16 protein-coding genes and 1 riboswitch are annotated in these 18,634 nt (G+C 40.7%); of the genes, 8 read left to right on the top strand and 8 right to left on the bottom strand.

Going from position 1 to position 18,634, the window contains the following annotated elements:
• Window positions 1–33: 33 nt before the first annotated feature.
• The 5 genes from atpH to U0R10_RS09080 all read right to left on the bottom strand — a co-directional run bounded on the left by atpH (window position 34) and on the right by U0R10_RS09080 (window position 3,032).
• Window positions 34–570: an ATP synthase F1 subunit delta gene (atpH, locus tag U0R10_RS09100; protein WP_377983656.1), complete on the bottom strand. Its 537-nt coding sequence runs from the start codon at window positions 568–570 to the stop codon at window positions 34–36.
• A gap of 11 nt (window positions 571–581) precedes the next feature.
• A complete protein-coding gene (gene atpF, locus U0R10_RS09095) occupies window positions 582–1,076 on the bottom strand; it encodes a F0F1 ATP synthase subunit B (RefSeq protein WP_377983655.1) in 495 nt (164 codons plus the stop codon).
• Between the two features lie 129 nt (window positions 1,077–1,205).
• Entirely contained in the window at window positions 1,206–1,451 is a 246-nt protein-coding gene (gene atpE, locus U0R10_RS09090; RefSeq protein WP_377983654.1) for an ATP synthase F0 subunit C, read from the bottom strand.
• A gap of 35 nt (window positions 1,452–1,486) precedes the next feature.
• A complete protein-coding gene (atpB, locus tag U0R10_RS09085) occupies window positions 1,487–2,545 on the bottom strand; it encodes a F0F1 ATP synthase subunit A (protein ID WP_377983653.1) in 1,059 nt (352 codons plus the stop codon).
• A gap of 127 nt (window positions 2,546–2,672) precedes the next feature.
• On the bottom strand, window positions 2,673–3,032 hold the full coding sequence (locus U0R10_RS09080) for a hypothetical protein (protein WP_377983652.1): 360 nt from the start codon (window positions 3,030–3,032) through the stop codon (window positions 2,673–2,675).
• Between the two features lie 80 nt (window positions 3,033–3,112).
• A riboswitch (SAM riboswitch) is annotated at window positions 3,113–3,229 on the top strand.
• 4 nt (window positions 3,230–3,233) lie between these two features.
• On the opposite strand from U0R10_RS09080, the gene U0R10_RS09075 reads away from it, so the two are divergent.
• Window positions 3,234–4,313: a homoserine O-acetyltransferase family protein gene (locus tag U0R10_RS09075; RefSeq protein ID WP_377983651.1), complete on the top strand. Its 1,080-nt coding sequence runs from the start codon at window positions 3,234–3,236 to the stop codon at window positions 4,311–4,313.
• A gap of 70 nt (window positions 4,314–4,383) precedes the next feature.
• Window positions 4,384–5,181 (top strand): SDR family oxidoreductase, encoded by a 798-nt coding sequence (locus U0R10_RS09070; protein ID WP_377983650.1) that lies wholly within the window; start codon window positions 4,384–4,386, stop codon window positions 5,179–5,181.
• Here the strand turns inward: U0R10_RS09070 and U0R10_RS09065 are convergent.
• Window positions 5,178–6,365 carry a nucleoside permease gene (locus U0R10_RS09065; RefSeq protein WP_377983649.1) on the bottom strand — a complete coding sequence of 396 codons (1,188 nt, stop codon included), beginning with the start codon at window positions 6,363–6,365 and terminating at the stop codon, window positions 5,178–5,180. The two genes, U0R10_RS09070 and U0R10_RS09065, sit on opposite strands and share 4 nt — an antisense overlap.
• A 307-nt stretch (window positions 6,366–6,672) precedes the next feature.
• On the opposite strand from U0R10_RS09065, the gene U0R10_RS09060 reads away from it, so the two are divergent.
• Both U0R10_RS09060 and U0R10_RS09055 read left to right on the top strand, forming a co-directional pair.
• Window positions 6,673–7,143, top strand: a complete 471-nt coding sequence (locus U0R10_RS09060; RefSeq protein ID WP_377983648.1) for a DUF3592 domain-containing protein — start codon at window positions 6,673–6,675, stop codon at window positions 7,141–7,143.
• 39 nt (window positions 7,144–7,182) lie between these two features.
• Complete coding sequence (locus U0R10_RS09055) at window positions 7,183–8,010, top strand: inositol oxygenase family protein (RefSeq protein WP_377983647.1); 828 nt, start codon at window positions 7,183–7,185, stop codon at window positions 8,008–8,010.
• Window positions 8,011–8,140: 130 nt separating this feature from the next.
• Here the strand turns inward: U0R10_RS09055 and U0R10_RS09050 are convergent, their stop codons facing one another.
• Window positions 8,141–8,671 carry a nuclear transport factor 2 family protein gene (locus U0R10_RS09050; protein WP_377983646.1) on the bottom strand — a complete coding sequence of 177 codons (531 nt, stop codon included), beginning with the start codon at window positions 8,669–8,671 and terminating at the stop codon, window positions 8,141–8,143.
• Window positions 8,672–8,679: 8 nt separating this feature from the next.
• Window positions 8,680–9,945, bottom strand: coding sequence for a serine hydrolase domain-containing protein (locus U0R10_RS09045; RefSeq protein WP_377983645.1), 1,266 nt, complete (start codon window positions 9,943–9,945; stop codon window positions 8,680–8,682).
• Window positions 9,946–10,029: 84 nt separating this feature from the next.
• Here U0R10_RS09045 and yidD point away from each other — a divergent pair, with 84 nt between their 5' ends.
• The 4 genes from yidD (at window position 10,030) to U0R10_RS09025 (ending at window position 18,629) form a co-directional block, all read left to right on the top strand.
• Window positions 10,030–10,239 carry a membrane protein insertion efficiency factor YidD gene (gene yidD, locus U0R10_RS09040; protein WP_377983644.1) on the top strand — a complete coding sequence of 70 codons (210 nt, stop codon included), beginning with the start codon at window positions 10,030–10,032 and terminating at the stop codon, window positions 10,237–10,239.
• Window positions 10,240–10,698: 459 nt separating this feature from the next.
• On the top strand, window positions 10,699–13,698 hold the full coding sequence (locus U0R10_RS09035) for a SusC/RagA family TonB-linked outer membrane protein (RefSeq protein ID WP_377983643.1): 3,000 nt from the start codon (window positions 10,699–10,701) through the stop codon (window positions 13,696–13,698).
• Window positions 13,699–13,754: 56 nt separating this feature from the next.
• Window positions 13,755–15,224 (top strand): RagB/SusD family nutrient uptake outer membrane protein, encoded by a 1,470-nt coding sequence (locus U0R10_RS09030; protein ID WP_377983642.1) that lies wholly within the window; start codon window positions 13,755–13,757, stop codon window positions 15,222–15,224.
• A gap of 102 nt (window positions 15,225–15,326) precedes the next feature.
• Window positions 15,327–18,629 carry a VCBS repeat-containing protein gene (locus U0R10_RS09025; RefSeq protein WP_377983641.1) on the top strand — a complete coding sequence of 1,101 codons (3,303 nt, stop codon included), beginning with the start codon at window positions 15,327–15,329 and terminating at the stop codon, window positions 18,627–18,629.
• Window positions 18,630–18,634: the final 5 nt, after the last annotated feature.

Here is an 18,634-nt window from a genome sequence, read left to right as displayed (position 1 = left end):
TAAAAAAAGGCCTTGTTCCCAAGGCCTTTCAATTTAAGATGCTAAAGAAACTTTTAGATCATTGAGCTTCCGTCTAATCGAGTCATCGATTTGTTGGTCGTCAACTTTTAAAATGAAACCTCCAATTAGGCTTTCATCTATTTGTTCGATCAATTCTACTTCTTTACCTGTGTAATCTTTGACAATCTTCGATACCGTCACTTTTTGTTCTGCCGTTAATGCAGATGCTGTCGTCACGGTCGCTTTTTGAATTCCTTTATAATCCGTGTACATCGAGATGAATTCTTTCGCTACTGCGGGTAAAATTTTCTCGCGGTTTTTATTCGTAATGATTACGAAAATACCGTATGTCACCGGGTTGAATTTATCTTTAAATAGCTTCGCTAATATAGCAAGCTTCGTATAATGCTTGATGATTGGGCTTTTCAGCGCTAATACTAATTCATAACTTCCTTCGCATGTTTCTGCGAAATCAATCATATCCTTAGCTACTGCTTCTACGGCATTTTTTTCAATGGCGAAGTCAAGCAATGATTTAGCGTACCGGTGAGCTACAATTAATTCTGACATGGTTTATTCGATTATGATAATTTAACGTCAGCCATCCACTCAGTGACTAATTTCTCTTGAGCTGCTTTGTCTTTTAATTGGCTTTTTAACACTTTCTCAGCTAAGTCTAGCGAAAGCGTTGCAGCTTCCTTGCGGATTGCTGCGACAGCACTTGCTTTTTCTTGTTCAAAAGAAACACGCGCTTTTTCAATTTCTTGATTGGCAGCTGTTTGTGCATCTAATTTTGCTTGTGCAATCATCGCATCAGACGCTTCTTTTGCTTGTTTGATCAATACATCGCGCTCTGCACGTGCAGAAGCAATTAATTGTTCATTACCAGCTTTCAACTCAGCCATTTCAGCACGTGTTGTTTCTGACAATTTAATCGCTTCGTCGATGGATTGCTCACGCTCAGCTAACGATTGAATGATGGGTTTCCAAGCAAATTTGGCTAGAAGGAAAAATAGAATTCCAAAGACAAGCAGTTGCCAGAAGATTAGTCCAAAGTCTGGGGTAATTAACTCCATGGTATATTAATATTTACAGTATTTCAATTTTAGAAAACGCAATTTGGCGCCTAATGCCTTCCAAATTGCGTTTTAAATGTTTTGAATAAGGAATCCAAGGCTAACCCTTGGGCTCATTCGATTGGTTTCTTATTTCAAAGTAACCAATAGACAAATTACAGCAGCGAATAACGCAACCGCCTCAACGAAGGCAGCAACGATCAACATCGCACCCTGAATTTTTCCAGAAGCTTCTGGTTGGCGAGCGATAGCTTCCATAGCAGAACCACCGATGTTACCGATACCTACTCCAGCTCCTAAAGCAGCTAAACCAGCACCAATACCTGCAAGACCAAGACCTACAGAAACTTCTAATAAAATCGACAAAATAGACATACGATTTGGGTTTATATAATAAAAAAATTTACAAATTAATGGTGATGCTCTTCTACCGCCGATCCGATATAATTCGAAACTAACATCGTAAAGATGAAGGCTTGGATGAAGGCAACAATTAGCTCAATTACGTTCATGAAAAGTGAAAAAGGAACTACAGCGAGTCCTAAAGCAGCATTTTCAAAAATGAAAATCAAGGATACTAAACTTAATAAAATGATGTGACCTGCGGTGATGTTTGCGAACAAACGAACCATTAACGAGAACGGTTTCATAAATACGCCCACAATTTCTACCGGGGTTAAGATAATTAACATCCATTTCGGAACACCTGGCATCGCGAAGATGTGTGTCCAATAGGTTGACCGACCATTGAAGTTGGTGACAATAAAAGCAATAATCGCTAATACTAACGTTACCGCGATATTTCCAGTTACGTTTGCTCCTCCTGGAATCAAGCCCAACATATTGTTAAACCAGATAAAGAAGAAGATCGTCAATAAATACGGCATGAATCGACGGTAATGCTTTTCGCCAATGTTGTTCTTTGCAATTTCATCCCGAACGAAAATGATGATCGGTTCGAACATGGATTGAAGTCCTTTAGGAGCTCTGTGTGGATTGTCTTGGTATTTTTTACCGATTCCAATGAAGATTGTCAACAATAAAACAGCTGATATCAATAGGGAAGCCACGTTTTTGGTAATTGAAATATCATATACCTTCTCGCCATTTTCAGCATGAATTTTACCATGCTCCAAAACGAAACCATTATAAGGAACCTCCTCGTGGTGCTCATTTTTGAAATTAGACGAAGAAAAAACTTGTAGACCCGTTGATTGCGTATAAACTATACAAGGTAGTGGCAAAGTAGCATGGAAATGGCCCACAGTAAAGAAATGCCATTCGTGCTCATCTGCAATGTGATGTAAGATTAATTTACCTGGATCAAATTTGGTAGATTCAGCTTCTTTAGTTGCCGGTACATTCACATGAGCTTGCGTTGAATCATGTGTTACAGACTCCTCATTAGCGAGCAGTGAAAAGCTTGAAAAACTGAATAATAATCCAATGATTATATTTGAAAAATACATTTTCTTTAAAAAAGTCTTAATCGGCATCGTAATTCTTGCTTTTACTTTATTGATTTCTAATGATCAGCTAATTCGCTGATTAGCCGTTTTTAGGGCATAAAAAAATTAAATTTCAGTTAGCCTTTTTCTAAAAACGTCGCAAGTTACGAAGCAAGCCAATTATTTCAAAATTTGCGCTACATAAATAGAGTACAAAAAAGTTGATTACGAACAAGTAAATTTCTGGGGTGCCCGAATAGGCGAAAAAACCAATGAACGAAAGGCTTAAAATGAAGCGTATGGTAAGATTAACCAATTGAAATTGGACGAATTTTTCTTTTCCGTCTTTTAGGCCAATTTGTGCAATGTTGAAAGTTAAATAGGACTGAAATACTAAAAATACAAAAATCATGCGTACGTCGGGATGTAACAACTGTGACCACGGGCTTACATGCACCGCATAGAGAATTGCAGCGAAGCCTACATAAAAGAGATTTAGTTGTTTCATGCGGCAAATATCAAGAGAATTTTGGAATTTCCTGATTTCATGATTTACTTTGTCACCTCATTCAGTCGCTGTTAAGCATTGAATTATAAAGAAGAAGGGAGAGACTAGGCTCATTGATCTTCTGGCAACCCGTCAAAATTTTGACCCCGGTGCTAATTCCTACCCCAGGCAAATGCCTGTTTAGGGAAATATAAAGCGTTGATGATGCAAGCAGAATTTAGACACTATCACTATCCCCATACATTTCCATTAGAAAGCGGAGAATCGCTTGCTAAACTCGATTTGGCTTACCAAACTTGGGGTCAGATGAACGCCGTGGGCGATAATGTGATCTGGATTTGCCACGCATTCACGGGAAGTCAGGATGTTGCCGACTGGTGGCAGGGGTTGGTAGGCCCCGGTAAATTATTTAACCCGGAGAATAATTTCATTGTTTGTGCCAATATTTTAGGTTCACATTATGGTTCCACGGGGCCATTGTCTACGGATCCATCAACGGGTAACCCCTATTTTCATTCATTTCCAGATATAAGTATTCGCGATGTTGTTCACTCATTTGAACTGTTACGCAAAGAATTAGGAATACATACGATTAAAACGTGTATTGGTGGGTCGATGGGTGGCCAACAAGCCGTTGAGTGGGGAATTATATGTCCCGATTTGATTCAGAATTTGATTTTAGTGGCTACGAATGCGGTACATTCTCCTTGGGGAGTAGCGTTTAATGAGTCCCAGCGGATGGCGATCGAGGTAGATAAGACATGGGGCGAATCGCATCCAAAAGCAGGTATTGAGGGGATGAAAGCAGCTCGGGCCACGGCCTTGATTTCGTATCGTAACTATGAAACGTATCAAGTGACCCAGTCCCGGCAAGACCATTCCTTAGAAAAAACATTACGTGCGGTATCTTATCAACGATACCAAGGGGAGAAGTTGGCCCAGCGTTTCAATGCCTACTCCTATTACATCCTTTCCAAAATGATGGATTCCCAGGATGTTGGTCGTAATCGCGGTGGAATTATACCTGCACTCAAGCAGATCAAATCGAACACCTTGGTGATTGGGATTAAATCCGACGCACTTTTTCCGATCGTTGAACAGGAGTTTTTAGCCAAACACATCCCCGGTGCTTCTTTTCAAGTTATTGATTCACTTTACGGGCACGACGGCTTTTTAATTGAAAGTGGTTTGATGACGAAGGCGATTCGCTTGTGGCAGAAACTACAGCTGTTGGAAGTCAATCCGATGGCGGAGTTCTTTCGGGAGCTAGAGCAATTGTAGAGACGCGACACTTCGCGTCTTTTTAATTTAGACGCGAGGTATCGCGTCTCCACTTTTTTATATTTGGAGTATGGAATTCAAAAACAAAATTGTCTGGATCACAGGAGCATCTTCCGGAATCGGAGAGGCTTTAGCCTATGAATTTGCTGCCCAGGGAGCACATCTGGTGTTGTCGGCGCGCAGAGAAAGCGAATTACAACGGGTGGCTCAGACTTGCGAAACACATGGAGGGAGCGTGTTGGTCTTGCCCTTTGATATGGTGGATCTTCCATCACATGCCAAACAAGTCAACCAGGTTTTGCAGACATTTGGCCGCATAGATGTGCTGGTTTTAAATGCTGGAGTGAGCCAACGGTCTTTTGTGTTGGATACTAAATTTGATGTGTACCGGAGTTTGTTTGAAGTGAATTTCTTTTCGATTGTGCATTTGGTCCAACAAGTTATTCCGGTGTTTCAAAAACAGCATGCGGGTGTTTTTGTACCCATCGCCTCTGTTGCAGGCCGAATTTCTACCCCGCGTCGGGCAGCTTATGGAGCCACGAAACATGCCTTAATTGGGTTTTTCGATTCAGTGCGCGCAGAATTACATGGACATGGAGTTCAGGTTTCCACCATCATGCCAGGCTACATCCGTACGGAAATTTCCTTGCATGCGATGAATGAAGACGGCGAAAAATATGGGAAAATGGATCCGAATCAAGCCAAAGGACTTGATCCAAATATCACCGCCCAAAAAATAGTTCATGCCGTTTCTCAGGGCAAAAACTACTTTTTTGTTGGCGGAGCTTTAGAGAGATTCGGCTTACTTGTACAACGCCTCTTCCCATCCATCGTGCCTTGGATGCTTCGAAAAATTAAGAATACCTAGGCGACTTGCTTTCGTTCGTTGAAGAAAAGTATAAATAGCGCCAAAACCAGTACGGCAATGGCTGCAGGTACCATCCATACCGACTGCCAGTCATGGACGCCATTCGTGGTATACATATCTAGCACAATACCCGAAAGTTTCGATCCGATTCCCATCCCCACACCGTAGGTTGCTAGAGTAATTAGCCCTTGCGCTGAGTTTTTGATATGCGGACCGGCCTTTTGATCGGTATATATTTGTCCTGTGACAAAGAAGAAATCGTAGCACACACCGTGAAGGATAATACCAATATATAAGATCCACTCACTGGAAAGGCCATCTCCGTAGCCAAAACATACGAAACGGATAATCCAGGCGATTAAGCCAACGATAAGCATTTTTTTGACTCCCAATCGGGTAAATGCAAATGGGATTAATAGCATAAAAATCACTTCGGAAGCTTGTCCTAAGGACATTTTGTTTTCGACATTACTCATGTGGGAATCCGTTAATGAAGGATTCGCCATCGCGTAATAGAACGAAAGTGGAATGCAGATTAATATCGATGAAATAAAGAAAATCAAGAACGAACGGTCTTTGAAAAGCTTTAACGCATCCAGGCCAACAATCTGCGCGACAGATGCATTTTTGTCGGCTTTTGGAGGTGTATCTGGCAAGAAAAAGGAGTAGATTCCTAGGGCAAATGAGCTATACATTGCGATTTGAAAAATGGCTACATTGTCTCCAAGTGCATAAAATCCGATGATATTCGTCACAACAATCCAGGCCACGGTACCCGTAACACGAATATTGGCAAATTCCTTTTCTGGATTTTGCATTTGCTTCATCGCGATGGAATTGGATAAAGCTAAATTGGGCGCGAAACACATCGTGTAGGCGAGTATATACCAAAAGAAAATTTCAGGATCTGTTGTTTGGCTTAGTAAATAGAGCAGTATACCCCCGATGATGTTGAGTACGCCCATTACTTTTTGTGCGGCAAAAAAGCGGTCGGCTATTAATCCTACAAAAAATGGAGCCACTAAAGATGCAATGGAGAAGGTAAGATATGCATTCCCTACTTGATCGCCGGTAGCATGCAGGGTACTTAACAAATATTTACTCATTTGACCGTACCAGGCTCCCCATCCGAAGAACATGAGGAACATCATCGTCATGAGTTGAATTTTAGTCGATTGTTTCATAGATATAGGTTTCTTGCGGGTCAAAAATACGAATTTGAAATAAATATCAAATTTTAGAAAAATAAATTTTTCGGGCTTTGTGCTTCATTTTGAAAACCTATTTTCTGAAAATACTCTAATTTTTTCTACGAATGGGTCAAAATGAAATCCTGTTTTTCGAGAATCAGCAAAAAATACTAAAAAGTGCTTGAATTGTGTACTTCGCATGTCTTTTTGCGCAAATGCTAAGTATTTGATTTTCAGTATTTTTTGTACGTCTTTTGATGAAAATTATGGGCAGGGGTTCCCTGTCTGCGCAAATAGACGAATGAATTTAGTTGGCATTTTATTGATTTCTGGTCGGCCTACCGGTTCTTTTCAAGGATCGATGACACTGTTTTTAGTGTTGTTTTCCTTTATCGCTTTTGCATTGATTGGCGTTGGTGTTTATTTATACAACAAGCGGAAAGTTTGGATTGCTCATTCAAAAACCACCTACGGTAAAATCGTTGAGATTTCCCGCAGGTATGCGCGGGATGATCACTCAGGCAGATTTCCAATTTATTTTCCGATTGTATCTTATTATGTCAATGGCGCTGAGTTTCGTCGGGAAGCGGAAAAGGGTTTAGCGAAGCATTGTGAAATTGGTCAAGAAATCCCTGTGCGGTATTTAAGTGACAATCCGTATGAAGCCTCATTGAGCGAATCTAGTTTGCCGGTTTTGAATCCAACCGTCTTTTTTGTGTTGGGTTTCTTAATGTTGTTGAGTTCGATCATCTTGTCGTTCTTGCAGCATTAAAAATCATTCTGTAATTTCATCGCTCTAAACCAAGACGAGATGGAAACCATCACCAAAGAAAAATCTGAATTTCGTAATTATGAGCAGGGGGATATCACCGCTGCCGTCAAAGAGCATTACCGTAAGATGCGTTCTTGTCAAACGTATGAATATGTACTTCGAATGAAAAAGAAGTACTTGACTTTTGAGCGTCCGATGGACATCTGGGAAATGATGGAGCGCTTGAATGTCTTGGTTGACGTTTCTGACCCCGATTTAACCCTTCCAAATATCATTCATTTATTGCAATCAGCGGAAGGTCTTCGTGCCGAAGGTCGTCCGGATTGGATGCAATTGGTTGGTTTGATTCATGATTTGGGTAAAGCGATGTATTTATTTGGTTCAGATGAGGATGGAACAAGTCAGGCTGAGCAGTGGGGATTGGTAGGGGATGTATTTGTCGTAGGGTGTAAATTACCAGATTCGTGCGTATATCCAGAGTTTAATGCGTTAAATCCAGATATGGCTGACTCGCGCTATAACACCGACTTAGGTGTTTATACGGAAGGTTGTGGATTAGACAATGTGCACTTGGCTTGGGGGCATGATGAGTACTTGTATCAGGTGTTAAAAACTCACCCTGAAAATAAAATTCCGGAAGCGGGTATGGCGATGATTCGCTATCACTCGTTTTATCCGTGGCATTCGGGTGGAAGTTACCGTCAATTCATGACGGCCAAAGACGAACAATATCTCGAATGGATTCGTGATTTCAATAAATATGATTTGTATACCAAATCTCCGGTAGTTCCTGTTTTCGAGGAATTGAAATCGTATTATAAGCCTATCGTAGAGAAATACTTAGGTAAAGGACCCATCAATTGGTAAAAAAGACGTTTGACATTAGACGTTGGACATCAGACATTACATTTAGGTCCAGCGTCTAAAGTCCAACGTCCGACGTCTATTTATTACATTGAGGTCCAGCGTCTAGTGTCTAACGTCCAACGTCTAATTATTACCAACCGTCATCTTTTTTCGGTTTGATATTCGCTGTGCTCTTTTTTGCAGGAGCCGCTGCAGGCGCTTTGCCAGTAGCTTTAGTAGCTGTGCTTGCGGAACCTTTGAGTTGTGTATCTAGATCAACACGGCTAAATACACGTGCGACAATTTTCCATTCGTCATTGACTTGTAATAAAGAAAGTAGATCGATGTACTTAAATTCGTCGAACTGCATTTCGACTGCAGCTAATCCTGAAACTCCGGCATAGGAATACGAAATCAGTTTAGTGCTTGCTTTCACTCCTCCAGCAGGTGTTTTGCTGATGAAAGTTTTGACAGGGATATCTTGAATCTTTCCCGTAGCCGCATTAAATGTGCGTAAGATGGCTGATTCATGAAATGCTTTATTCAATTTGGCCGCGTCACCCGTGGTTACGCCTTCAAAATAATTGGTGACCGTAGCTTTGATGGCATCGTCAGCAGATTGTTGTCCCCAGGCAGCTATGCTTGCGAATAAGAACATGGAAAGAGAAAGTAGTTTTTTCATGGTTTGAATTAGTTTCCTCCAAGGGTGAATTCCAAAGGAAGTGGTTCGCCTTTCATAAATAAGGCTGATTTTTCTGGATATAAAATAGATTGTACAATATTTACTTTGGCTAAGGCATGATTGGCCATGTTGCCCAAGATGATGATGGCCGAGTTATCTTTCGGGTTGTGGAGGTAATAGTTTTTAAATCCATGCCACCAGCCAGTGTGGTAGGTCAACCAATCGCCGTTTTCCAATTGGGTTAGCCTCCATCCGAAGCCATAGTTTTTGGGTAACACTTTCGGCGTGGTATGTTGGGGCGTAAATGCTTCCTCTAACGTAGTATATTTCACTAATTTTTCTTCGTTCAAAGCCATATCCCAGTGATACAGGTCCTCCACCGTGGAATATATGCCTTTATCACCGGTTACCCCATCTAGGTGGTTGAACTCGGATACGACTGGTCCCCCGCGTCTAGGAACATATCCGGTCGCTGCGGTTTTGAGCATCTCGGGGTGCATTGGGTCGTATACAAAGCTTTCCGACATGCCAGCCGGTTCAAAAATGTTTTTCTTTAAGTATTCTCGGAAGCCCAATCCACTGAGTTTTTCAACGATGTAGGCCAGCAACATGTAGTTCGTGTTATTATAACTGAATTTAGCATTCGGCCGGTAGTCGATGTGCGGCTTAAGACGAATCATCATCTCGACTACTTTTTGATTAGTCAGTGGTATCTTTTTATCATAGACCTTATCCATATTATAGGCGTAGTCGGAAAGGCCAGAACGGTGCGTAAGTAAACTACGGATGGTCAAGCTAGAGTCGTATGGAAAACCTGGGATGTGCTTATAGATTGCATCATCATAATTCAGTAGTCCTTTTTCTTTGAGTTGCATGATGGCAACTGCGGTAAATTGTTTGGAAACAGAAGCTAGTTGAAAGTGGGTATGCGTATTAATCGCACTTTTGGTGAAGTAATTTGAATAGCCAAAGCCCTTCTTGTAAATGATTTTTCCGTACTGAGTAATCAATACAGCACCATTAAATCCTGATTTTTCGCGCAGCTTAGTGAAAAAGGTATCCAGTTTAATGGATTTTTGTTGCGCTATTTGCGGATTATATAAGTTGGCCAAACTATCATTTCTTTTTTCCGTTACCGTTTTCACGTGGAAAAAGCTCTGCGAAGGATGGGAGTTAGCCAGGATTAATATGCCGATGAAAAGGGTAATGCCAACAAGTCCGAGGATCTTGGAGCGTTTGGGTAATTGATTCATGTATTCGATTAAGCGCTTCATTGAGTAGCAATTTAATTCAATTCAGAATTTTAATCAATGAATTGAAGATCTTTTATTTAATTTGTTGGCCCACCTCCAAATCCCATGAAATACCTATTCATTTTTTTGATCAAGTTGTATCAATTATTTCTCTCGCCGTTATTGCCTAATTCCTGTAGATATCAGCCTACGTGCTCAGAATACGCCAAGCAAGCTTTTGAAAAGTATGGATTCTTGAAGGGATTTCGTTTGATGTTGCGCCGTGTTTCTTCTTGTCATCCGTGGGGTGGAAGCGGGTATGATCCACTTCCTTGAATTTTCAACAGACTAGCACTGTCCATTTTTTCCAACTAATAGGATTATTCCAATGATGACTAATCAATCAGCTAGTAATCTATTGCCGAAAAATTATTTATTTTTTTTGAAAAAAATTTTCTCTTGAAAAATTACAATCGTTTTTGAACTGTTTGAGCGGTTTTTAGATAAAAAATATTCGTATGTAGTAATATAGGGGCAGAATTAGATTATTTCGGGAATCTGTACTACACTGTGCTACAAATCAACTAATTCTAAATTTCGTACAATTTTTAGTTGGCAATTCACCGATTACTTACCTTAAATCATTTTTTTATTCAATTTATTCTTTCGTTTTTTGTGTCGGTTTTGAAATTCGCCTTAAACCGTAAACGTTTGCAAAGGCATTTTAACGCGAAAAGATGAATGAGATGAACCGCTTAGAATCATTAATTATTTTTAACCCTTAATTTTTCACTTATGATTCATTCTTACAAAAGAGTGGGTCGCCTTGTGCGATCAAGTGTTAGTAACCTAGGCTTCAAACAAGCTTTTAGTGTTGCTGTTGCACTGTTAATTTCCTTGGGCGCGTTTGCTCAAGATGTAGTAACGGGTAAAGTCACTGATGCTGCTGATGGCTCAGGTCTCCCAGGTGTTTCTGTAGCTGTTAAAGGTACTACGCGTGGTGCTCAAACAGATGCAAATGGTACTTATAAAGTTAATGCTGGGTCGAACACGACTTTGGTATTCTCTTTTGTAGGTTATACAACTAAAGAAGTTTCAGTAGGCGGTAAGTCTGTTGTGAACGTTGCTTTAGCTGCTGACAACAAATCTTTAGAAGAAGTTGTGGTTGTAGGTTACGGTACGCAAAAGCGTAAAGAAATTTCAGGAACAGTAACTAGCTTAGGTTCTCGTGATTTCAACGCCGGAGTTGTAACAAACCCATTAGCTGCTGCTCAAGGTAAAGTAGCAGGTTTGGTTATCACACAGGCTTCTGGTGATCCAAATGCACGTCCAACCGTTCGTTTACGTGGTACGGGTTCATTGAACGCAGGTTCTGAGCCTTTATATGTAATTGACGGTGTGATTGGTGCTCCAATCGAAAACATTGCTCCAGAGGATATCTTGACAATGGACGTATTACGTGATGCATCTTCTGCAGCGATCTACGGATCTCGTGGAGCGAACGGTGTTATCTTGATTAACACGAAGCGTGGTAAGTCAGGAACTCCTACAGTTGATTACACAAACTATGTAGGTGCTGAGACAATCTCTCAACGTCCTCAGTTAATGAATGGTGCTGAGTTTCGTGCTGCTGCAGCTAAGTTCAATCAAAAATTTGATGACTTGGGTGCTAACACGGATTGGTTAGATGTGATTACACAAACTGCTTTGACACAAAACCACAACGTGGGTGTGTCAGGAGGTTCTGAAAATGTATCATACCGTGCTTCTATTGGATATTTAGATCAAACAGGTACTTTGAAAGGTTCTGGTAAAGAGCGTTTAACAGGTCGTTTGAACTTAGATGCGAAAGCTTTAGATGGTAAATTAGCCATGAAAGTGAACATGTCTGCTTCACAAACTGATAACCAATTTTCAGATAACCGTGCGATTGGTTTTGCGATGAACATGCGTCCTACGGATCCAGTGTATAATTCAGATGGAACTTACTTCCAAATTCCAGGTACATTTGCCAACTTTAACCCGTTAGCAACTGTTGAAAACAGAATTAATAAGCAACGTTTACACGATTTCTTATTCAATGCATCTGCTGGTTATACAATCTTAGATGGTTTGGTATTTAACGTATCAGGAACTTTGCGTACGCAAACTGCTGATGGTTCTTTCTTTGCGAAATCAACTCCGCTTAATTTATTAGCTACAGTAGGTGGTAACGCGGCAAGCCGTAATTTGAACTCAGTTACTGATAAGCAATTAGAGACTACGTTAACATATTCAAAGAAATTGAATGATGTTTCTTCATTGAACGTATTGGCTGGTTACACATATCAAGATGTAGTTGCTGATGGTTTTGGTGCCTCAAACAACAACTTCTTGACAGATGCTTTCGAAGCAAATAACTTAGGAGCAGGTTTAGGTATCCGTGCTAATCCAAATTTATTGGGTTCTTACAAGAACCAATACAAATTGGTTTCTTTCTTAGCTCGTGCTCAATATTCATTATTGAACAAATATTTCGCAACAGTTAACGTGCGTCGTGACGGTTCTACGAAATTTGGAGATAACAACAAGTGGGGTATTTTCCCATCAGTTTCAGTTGGTTGGACTTTATCTGAAGAGGCTTTCTTGAAGGGTAATTCAACAATCGATAACTTGAAATTGCGTGTTAGCTGGGGACAAACTGGTAACTCAGAAGGTATTCGTCCATTGTTATCTAAGTCGTTCTACGGAGCTTCAGGTACATACTTTGATGGTGGTGCAAATGATTTCTTGCCAGCATACACAATCCAATCTAACCCAAATCCTAACTTGAAATGGGAGATTAACGAAAACTACGGTGGTGGTATCGACTTCTCATTATACAAAGGTAAATTGACTGGTAGCTTGGATTTTTACTCACGTACAACAAAAGACTTGTTATACACAGTAAACGTACCTCAAGAGAAAGGTTATGTATACCCAACTATGTTGGCTAACATCGGTTCGATGAAAAACCAAGGGGTTGAGTTGTCATTAACTTACCAAATCTTAGAAACTCAAGATTGGAACATCGCTACTACGTTAGCTGCTTCATTCAACAAAAACGAAATCGTTTCATTGAAGAATGATTCATTCGCTGCTCCTGATCAGGTATTCTTGCCTACATCTTTAGGTTCATTCATCCGTGGTACATCAGCTGTAAACTTCTCAGTATTACAAGCAGGTCGTCCAGTAGGAGAGTTCTATGGTGCTAAAATCGCTAAGATCGAAAATGGACGTTATGTATTCCAAGATTTAAATGGTGATGGTGTTGTAGATCCAAACTCTAAGGACCGTACATACATTGGAAATCCTAACCCTACTTTCGTAGGTGGTTTGACTACAAACATCCGTTACAAAGCATTTGACTTCCAATTCCAATTGACAAGCCAATTAGGTGCTAAGATCGTTAACACAAACAACTTGTTGTTAGGTCGTCAAGATGGTCGTTTAGCTGAATCAGGTACTTTGAAATCTGCAGCGACTTCAATTATTAATGATGAGCGTACGATTCCAATGGACTACTATGTTGAGTCAGGAGACTTTTTACGTATCAACAACGCATCATTTGGATACACAATTCCTGTTAAGGGAGTGTTCAAGCGTGCGCGTATCTACGTAGCAGGTAACAACTTGGCTGTGTTTACAAACTACACAGGTGTTGATCCAGAGATTAGCCAAAACTTAGCTATTGGATCAGCTGCTCCAGGTATTGATGTTCGTGAGACTTACTACAAAACTCGTGCGTTAACTGCGGGTGTAAATCTTACGTTCTAATCAAACAAAATCGTATTCAATTAGTTATATAATCGAATCAATAAAAATTTAATAAAATGAAAAAATATATCTATAAAGTACTTTCAGTAGGTGTTTTCGCTTCGTTGGCCCTATCGTCTTGTACAGATTTAACTGAGCCAGTTTATGATGCGATCCCAGCGGATCAATTCTTAAAAACTGACGCTCAAATTGCTGCGGCACTTGGACCTGCTTATGGTGGTCTTCGTGGTATCACGTGGGATTGGTTCAATCCTAGTGAAGCATCTTCGGATGAGTTGATCGTTCCTACACGTGGTGGTGACTGGTTTGACGGTGGTGACTGGTTGGCGTATTCTCGCCACACATGGACTCCACAACACGGTCCTATCAACGGTATGTGGGGATTCATTTTTGGTAACATCTCTCAGATTAACCAATTGATCCCAGTAGTGAAGACAAACCAAAAAGCCGTAGATGAGTTACGTGCAGTACGTGCTTTCTATTACTTCATGGCAATTGATGCGTTTGGAAACGTCCCTATCGTAACAGATAATGCTTCGGCGGGTGGAACTAAATCTCGTGCTGAGGTTTATGCTTTCATTGAGAAGGAACTTACTGAAGCTATCCCTAACTTGGTAACTGGAAAAGCATACTCACGTATGACGCAAGATGCTGGGCGTATGTTGTTAGCTAAATTGAAGTTGAATGCTGCGGTTTACAAAGGTTCAGCTGATTGGCAAGGGGCTTATGATGCTGCTGATGCAGTAATCAAGTCTAAGAATGGTTGGTCTTTAGCATCTTCTACACTTTCTAACTTTATCGTTGCAAATGAAGGTTCTGGAGAGAACATTTGGACTATTCCTTACGATAGCTTCAAAGCAGGTGGTATGAATTTTCACATGAGAACCTTACACTATGCGAACCAAGCAACTTATGGTTTAGGTAACTCACCTTGGAACGGTTTCTGTACATTAGCGGATTTCTACAACTCATTTGAGTCAAAAGATTTACGTAACTCTATGTGGATCAAAGGACAGCAATATGCTGCTTCTGGTGCTGAATTGAAAGATGCAAAAGGTGCTCCATTAGCATTTATCGCTGACTTCAATAAGGATCAAATGACAGATGCTGATCCAGAATTCCAAGTTGCTGGTATCCGTTCTCAAAAATATGAGATCCAAAAGAACAACCCGAACGGGGATCAATCAAATGACTACGTAGTATTCCGTTTGGCTGATGCGATCATGATGCGTGCTGAAGCTGCTTTCCGTTTAGGAAGAACTGCTGAGGCATTAGCTGATGTTAACGCAATCCGTAGACGTTCAGGTGTTGATCCATTGACTTCAATCACAGCAGCTGATATCTTAGCTGAGCGTGGTCGTGAGTTTGCATGGGAAGGATGGAGACGTAACGATATGATTCGTTTCGGTACATTCTCTTTAGAGCGTAAGTTCATGAAGAATTTAGATAAGAGACGTGAATTGTTCCCAATTCCACAACCACGTATCGATGCTAACCCATTGTTAAAGCAAAATCCTGGGTATTAATTCATCCCAATTTTAATAAAAAGGCAGAGCCATTGGTTCTGCCTTTTTATTTTCTAAACTTGGCCTTTTTCGTATTTTTGCAGTCCATTAGTTGAACACTCCATGAAGCATTTTGTACTACTTTGTAGCTTTGCCATCCTTGCTTGTGCTTGCTCCACGAAAGAAGATACGCTCTTCGAAGAATTACCCGCATCTGAAACAGGTATCGACTTCGTGAATCGAAGTTTAGAGAAAAAGGAATTTAACATTTTCAACTACCGTAATTTCTACAACGGTGGTGGTGTGGCGATCGGTGATGTGAATAATGATGGGCTTTCCGACCTGTTTGTTACTTCTAATTTTGAGGATAATAAACTCTACCTGAATAAAGGAGGGATGCATTTTGAAGACATTACCGTTAAAGCTGGTATTGTTGGTAAGAAATTTTGGTCCACCGGGGTAACTTTCGCAGATGTCAACGGGGACGGATTAATGGATATTTATGTGTGTAATTCTGGTTCTCGCGATGCGCGTGGAAATCAATTATACATCAACCAAGGAATTAAGGGTGGCATTCCAACTTACAAGGAAATGGCCAAAGAAGCTGGGCTAGAGGACGGTGGTCTTTCTACGCATGCTGCCTTCTTCGATTATGATCGTGATGGTGATTTAGATATGTATCTGCTGAATAACAGCTTTACACCCATCGATAAATTAGGATATACAAATTTGCGCGACATGCGCGACAAACTAGGCGGTGATAAGTTGTTTCGTAACGACAGTCCCGACGGTAAGAGCATCAAGTTTACGGATGTATCCGAAAAAGCTGGTATTTATGGTAGCTTGATCGGTTTTGGTTTAGGAATTACGATTGGCGATGTCAACAATGACAACTGGCCAGATATTTATATTTCAAATGATTTCTACGAGCGTGATTATTTATACATCAATCAGCACGATGGAACATTTAAAGAAGACTTAGAAAATCAAATGCCACATATCTCCCTGAGTTCGATGGGAGCAGATATCGCGGATATCAATGATGACGGGAACCTGGATATTTTCGTAACAGATATGCTTCCAGGTGATGACCGTCGCTTGAAAACTACATCCATTTTTGAAGGCTATAACTTAGTGGATTTGAAGCTGAAACGCGGTTTTTGGCATCAATACATGCGCAACAATTTGCAGTTGAATAACGGCGACGGTACTTTCAGTGAAGTAGGGCAGTTGGCTGGCGTACATGCCACCGACTGGTCATGGGGAGCATTGATTTTTGATATGGACAACGATGGTCAAAAAGACATTTTTGTCGCCAATGGAATTGCCAAAGATTTAACGGATCAAGATTTTGTGGATTTCTTGGGAGATCGAAACACCATGCAACAAATGTTGAATGGAAAGAAATTCGATTATAAAGAGTTTACCGATAAGATCTCTTCGGTGCCCATTCCTAATTATGCCTATAAAAATGAAGGGGATTTAAAGTTCTCGAACCAAGCTAAATCATGGGGATTAGAAGGTCCAGGTTTCTCGAATGGGTCTGCCTATGGGGATTTAGATAATGATGGTGATTTGGATTTAGTTGTCAATAACGTCAATGCACCGCTTTCGGTGTATAAAAATAAGACCAACGAGAAGTTGAAAAACCACTTTTTGACTATTCACTTAAAGGGAACTGGAAGGAATTTGAATGGGATCGGTGCGAAGGTGACCGTGTTCCAACAAGGTAAAATTAAAGTGTTGCAGCAAATGCCGAACCGTGGTTTTCAATCTTCCAGTGATCATCAAATGGTTTTTGGTTTAGGTCAAAATGGTCGAGTTGATTCCTTACAGGTTATTTGGCCTGATGATCAAATGCAAGTGCTTAAATCCGTTCAAGTGGATCAAGTACTCACACTCGATTATGCTAAGGCAACAGGTAAATTTACCTTTAAGCAACCTGTTGGCAATTCCCTTTTCGCCGATGTCACTTCGAAGTCATTGAATTATACCCACCAAGAAAGTTTGTTTAATGATTGGGATCGCGATGTGTTGTTGAAGCAAAAGTTATCTACTCAAGGTCCAGCCATGGCGGTAGGTGATGTGAATGGGGATGGCTTAGATGATGTGTATTTGGGAGGTGCTGCCGGACAGAAAAAGCAGCTATTTGTCCAACAGGCGAGTGGGCAGTTTAAGGAAAGTGTGCAGGCTGATTTCAATCTGGATCAAACGACGGAAAATACGGACGCGATTTTCTTCGATGCAGATGGCGATAAAGATTTAGATCTATTTGTCGTGACAGGTAGTAATGAGTTCGAAATTAATGCGCCTGAATTACACGATTTATTGTATTTAAATGATGGAAAGGGGAATTTCAAACGCGACCTTCGCTTCCCAACGATCTATGAAAATGGCTCTTGTGTGACAGCAGCTGATATGGATCACGATGGTGATTTGGATTTGTTTGTTGGTTCCCGAATGCTTTCCACGAAATATGGCATGAGTCCGAGCAGTAATCTGTACATAAATGACGGCACAGGTGGTTTCAAAAACTATTCGAAACGTTTTATGCCTGAGATTGTGGAGTTAGGCATGGTGACTGATGCGGAATGGGCGGATGTCAACAAAGATGGCTATGCTGATTTGGTTGTTGCCCAAGACTGGGGAGGAATCGTGGTATTCAAAAACGAGCGTGGCCGGAAATTAGTTAAGCAAGAAATGGTTCCTGGATCAGAAGGTCTTTGGGGATGCTTGAAACCTGCTGATATTGACGGAGATGGGGACATGGATTTCATTGCGGGGAACTTTGGTCTAAATTCAAAAATTAAAGCTTCCGCAGAATTTCCAGCAACATTATCCGTGAATGATTTTGATAAAAATGGTACGGTTGAACAGCTTATTTCATGTGTCACTGAGGACGGGAATACCTATCCAATGGTCTTGAAGGGGGAATTGCAGCGCGCAACGCCAGGTATCAAACAAAAGTTTATCAAGTACAAGGATTATGCCAATAAGACCGTGGAAGAATTGTATTCCGATGAACAGCGCGACGGTATGGTACTTCGCCAAATCACAACTACGGAGTCAGCCTTTTTAATCAATGATGGCAAAGGGAATTTTAGTTTACAAGCATTGCCCTACCAAGCACAATATTCACCTATTCGAGGAATTGAAGTAAGTGATTTCGACCGCGACGGGAAGTTAGATATTTTGTTGGCCGGTAATTTCTTTGACTCGCTTCCTGAATGGGGGCGTTTTGATGCCACGTATGGTTTGATGTTGCAAGGCCTTGGAAAAGGAAAATTTGCCGTAAAAACTTCGCAAAAGACTGGATTTAAAACGATGGGTCAAGTGCGTAAAATGGCTATTGCAAAAGGTAAAGGAGGGAATTTTGTTGTCCTCGCAAAAAACAATGACAAAGCACAAGTGTTTCAAGTAAAATAATAAGT

Source organism: Aquirufa avitistagni (assembly GCF_042715545.1).
GTDB classification, from domain to species: Bacteria; Bacteroidota; Bacteroidia; order Cytophagales; family Spirosomataceae; genus Aquirufa; species Aquirufa avitistagni.
Note: the sequence above shows the minus strand (reverse complement) of the source record. Positions and strands in the feature narration are given on the sequence as shown.

Coding starts and splice junctions, on each gene's coding strand:
- atpH (WP_377983656.1), bottom strand. CDS start 570: ATGTCAGAATTAATTGTAGCTCACCGGTACGCTAAATCATTGCTTGAC.
- atpF (WP_377983655.1), bottom strand. CDS start 1,076: ATGGAGTTAATTACCCCAGACTTTGGACTAATCTTCTGGCAACTGCTT.
- atpE (WP_377983654.1), bottom strand. CDS start 1,451: ATGTCTATTTTGTCGATTTTATTAGAAGTTTCTGTAGGTCTTGGTCTT.
- atpB (WP_377983653.1), bottom strand. CDS start 2,545: ATGTATTTTTCAAATATAATCATTGGATTATTATTCAGTTTTTCAAGC.
- U0R10_RS09080 (WP_377983652.1), bottom strand. CDS start 3,032: ATGAAACAACTAAATCTCTTTTATGTAGGCTTCGCTGCAATTCTCTAT.
- U0R10_RS09075 (WP_377983651.1), top strand. CDS start 3,234: ATGATGCAAGCAGAATTTAGACACTATCACTATCCCCATACATTTCCA.
- U0R10_RS09070 (WP_377983650.1), top strand. CDS start 4,384: ATGGAATTCAAAAACAAAATTGTCTGGATCACAGGAGCATCTTCCGGA.
- U0R10_RS09065 (WP_377983649.1), bottom strand. CDS start 6,365: ATGAAACAATCGACTAAAATTCAACTCATGACGATGATGTTCCTCATG.
- U0R10_RS09060 (WP_377983648.1), top strand. CDS start 6,673: ATGAATTTAGTTGGCATTTTATTGATTTCTGGTCGGCCTACCGGTTCT.
- U0R10_RS09055 (WP_377983647.1), top strand. CDS start 7,183: ATGGAAACCATCACCAAAGAAAAATCTGAATTTCGTAATTATGAGCAG.
- U0R10_RS09050 (WP_377983646.1), bottom strand. CDS start 8,671: ATGAAAAAACTACTTTCTCTTTCCATGTTCTTATTCGCAAGCATAGCT.
- U0R10_RS09045 (WP_377983645.1), bottom strand. CDS start 9,945: ATGAAGCGCTTAATCGAATACATGAATCAATTACCCAAACGCTCCAAG.
- yidD (WP_377983644.1), top strand. CDS start 10,030: ATGAAATACCTATTCATTTTTTTGATCAAGTTGTATCAATTATTTCTC.
- U0R10_RS09035 (WP_377983643.1), top strand. CDS start 10,699: ATGATTCATTCTTACAAAAGAGTGGGTCGCCTTGTGCGATCAAGTGTT.
- U0R10_RS09030 (WP_377983642.1), top strand. CDS start 13,755: ATGAAAAAATATATCTATAAAGTACTTTCAGTAGGTGTTTTCGCTTCG.
- U0R10_RS09025 (WP_377983641.1), top strand. CDS start 15,327: ATGAAGCATTTTGTACTACTTTGTAGCTTTGCCATCCTTGCTTGTGCT.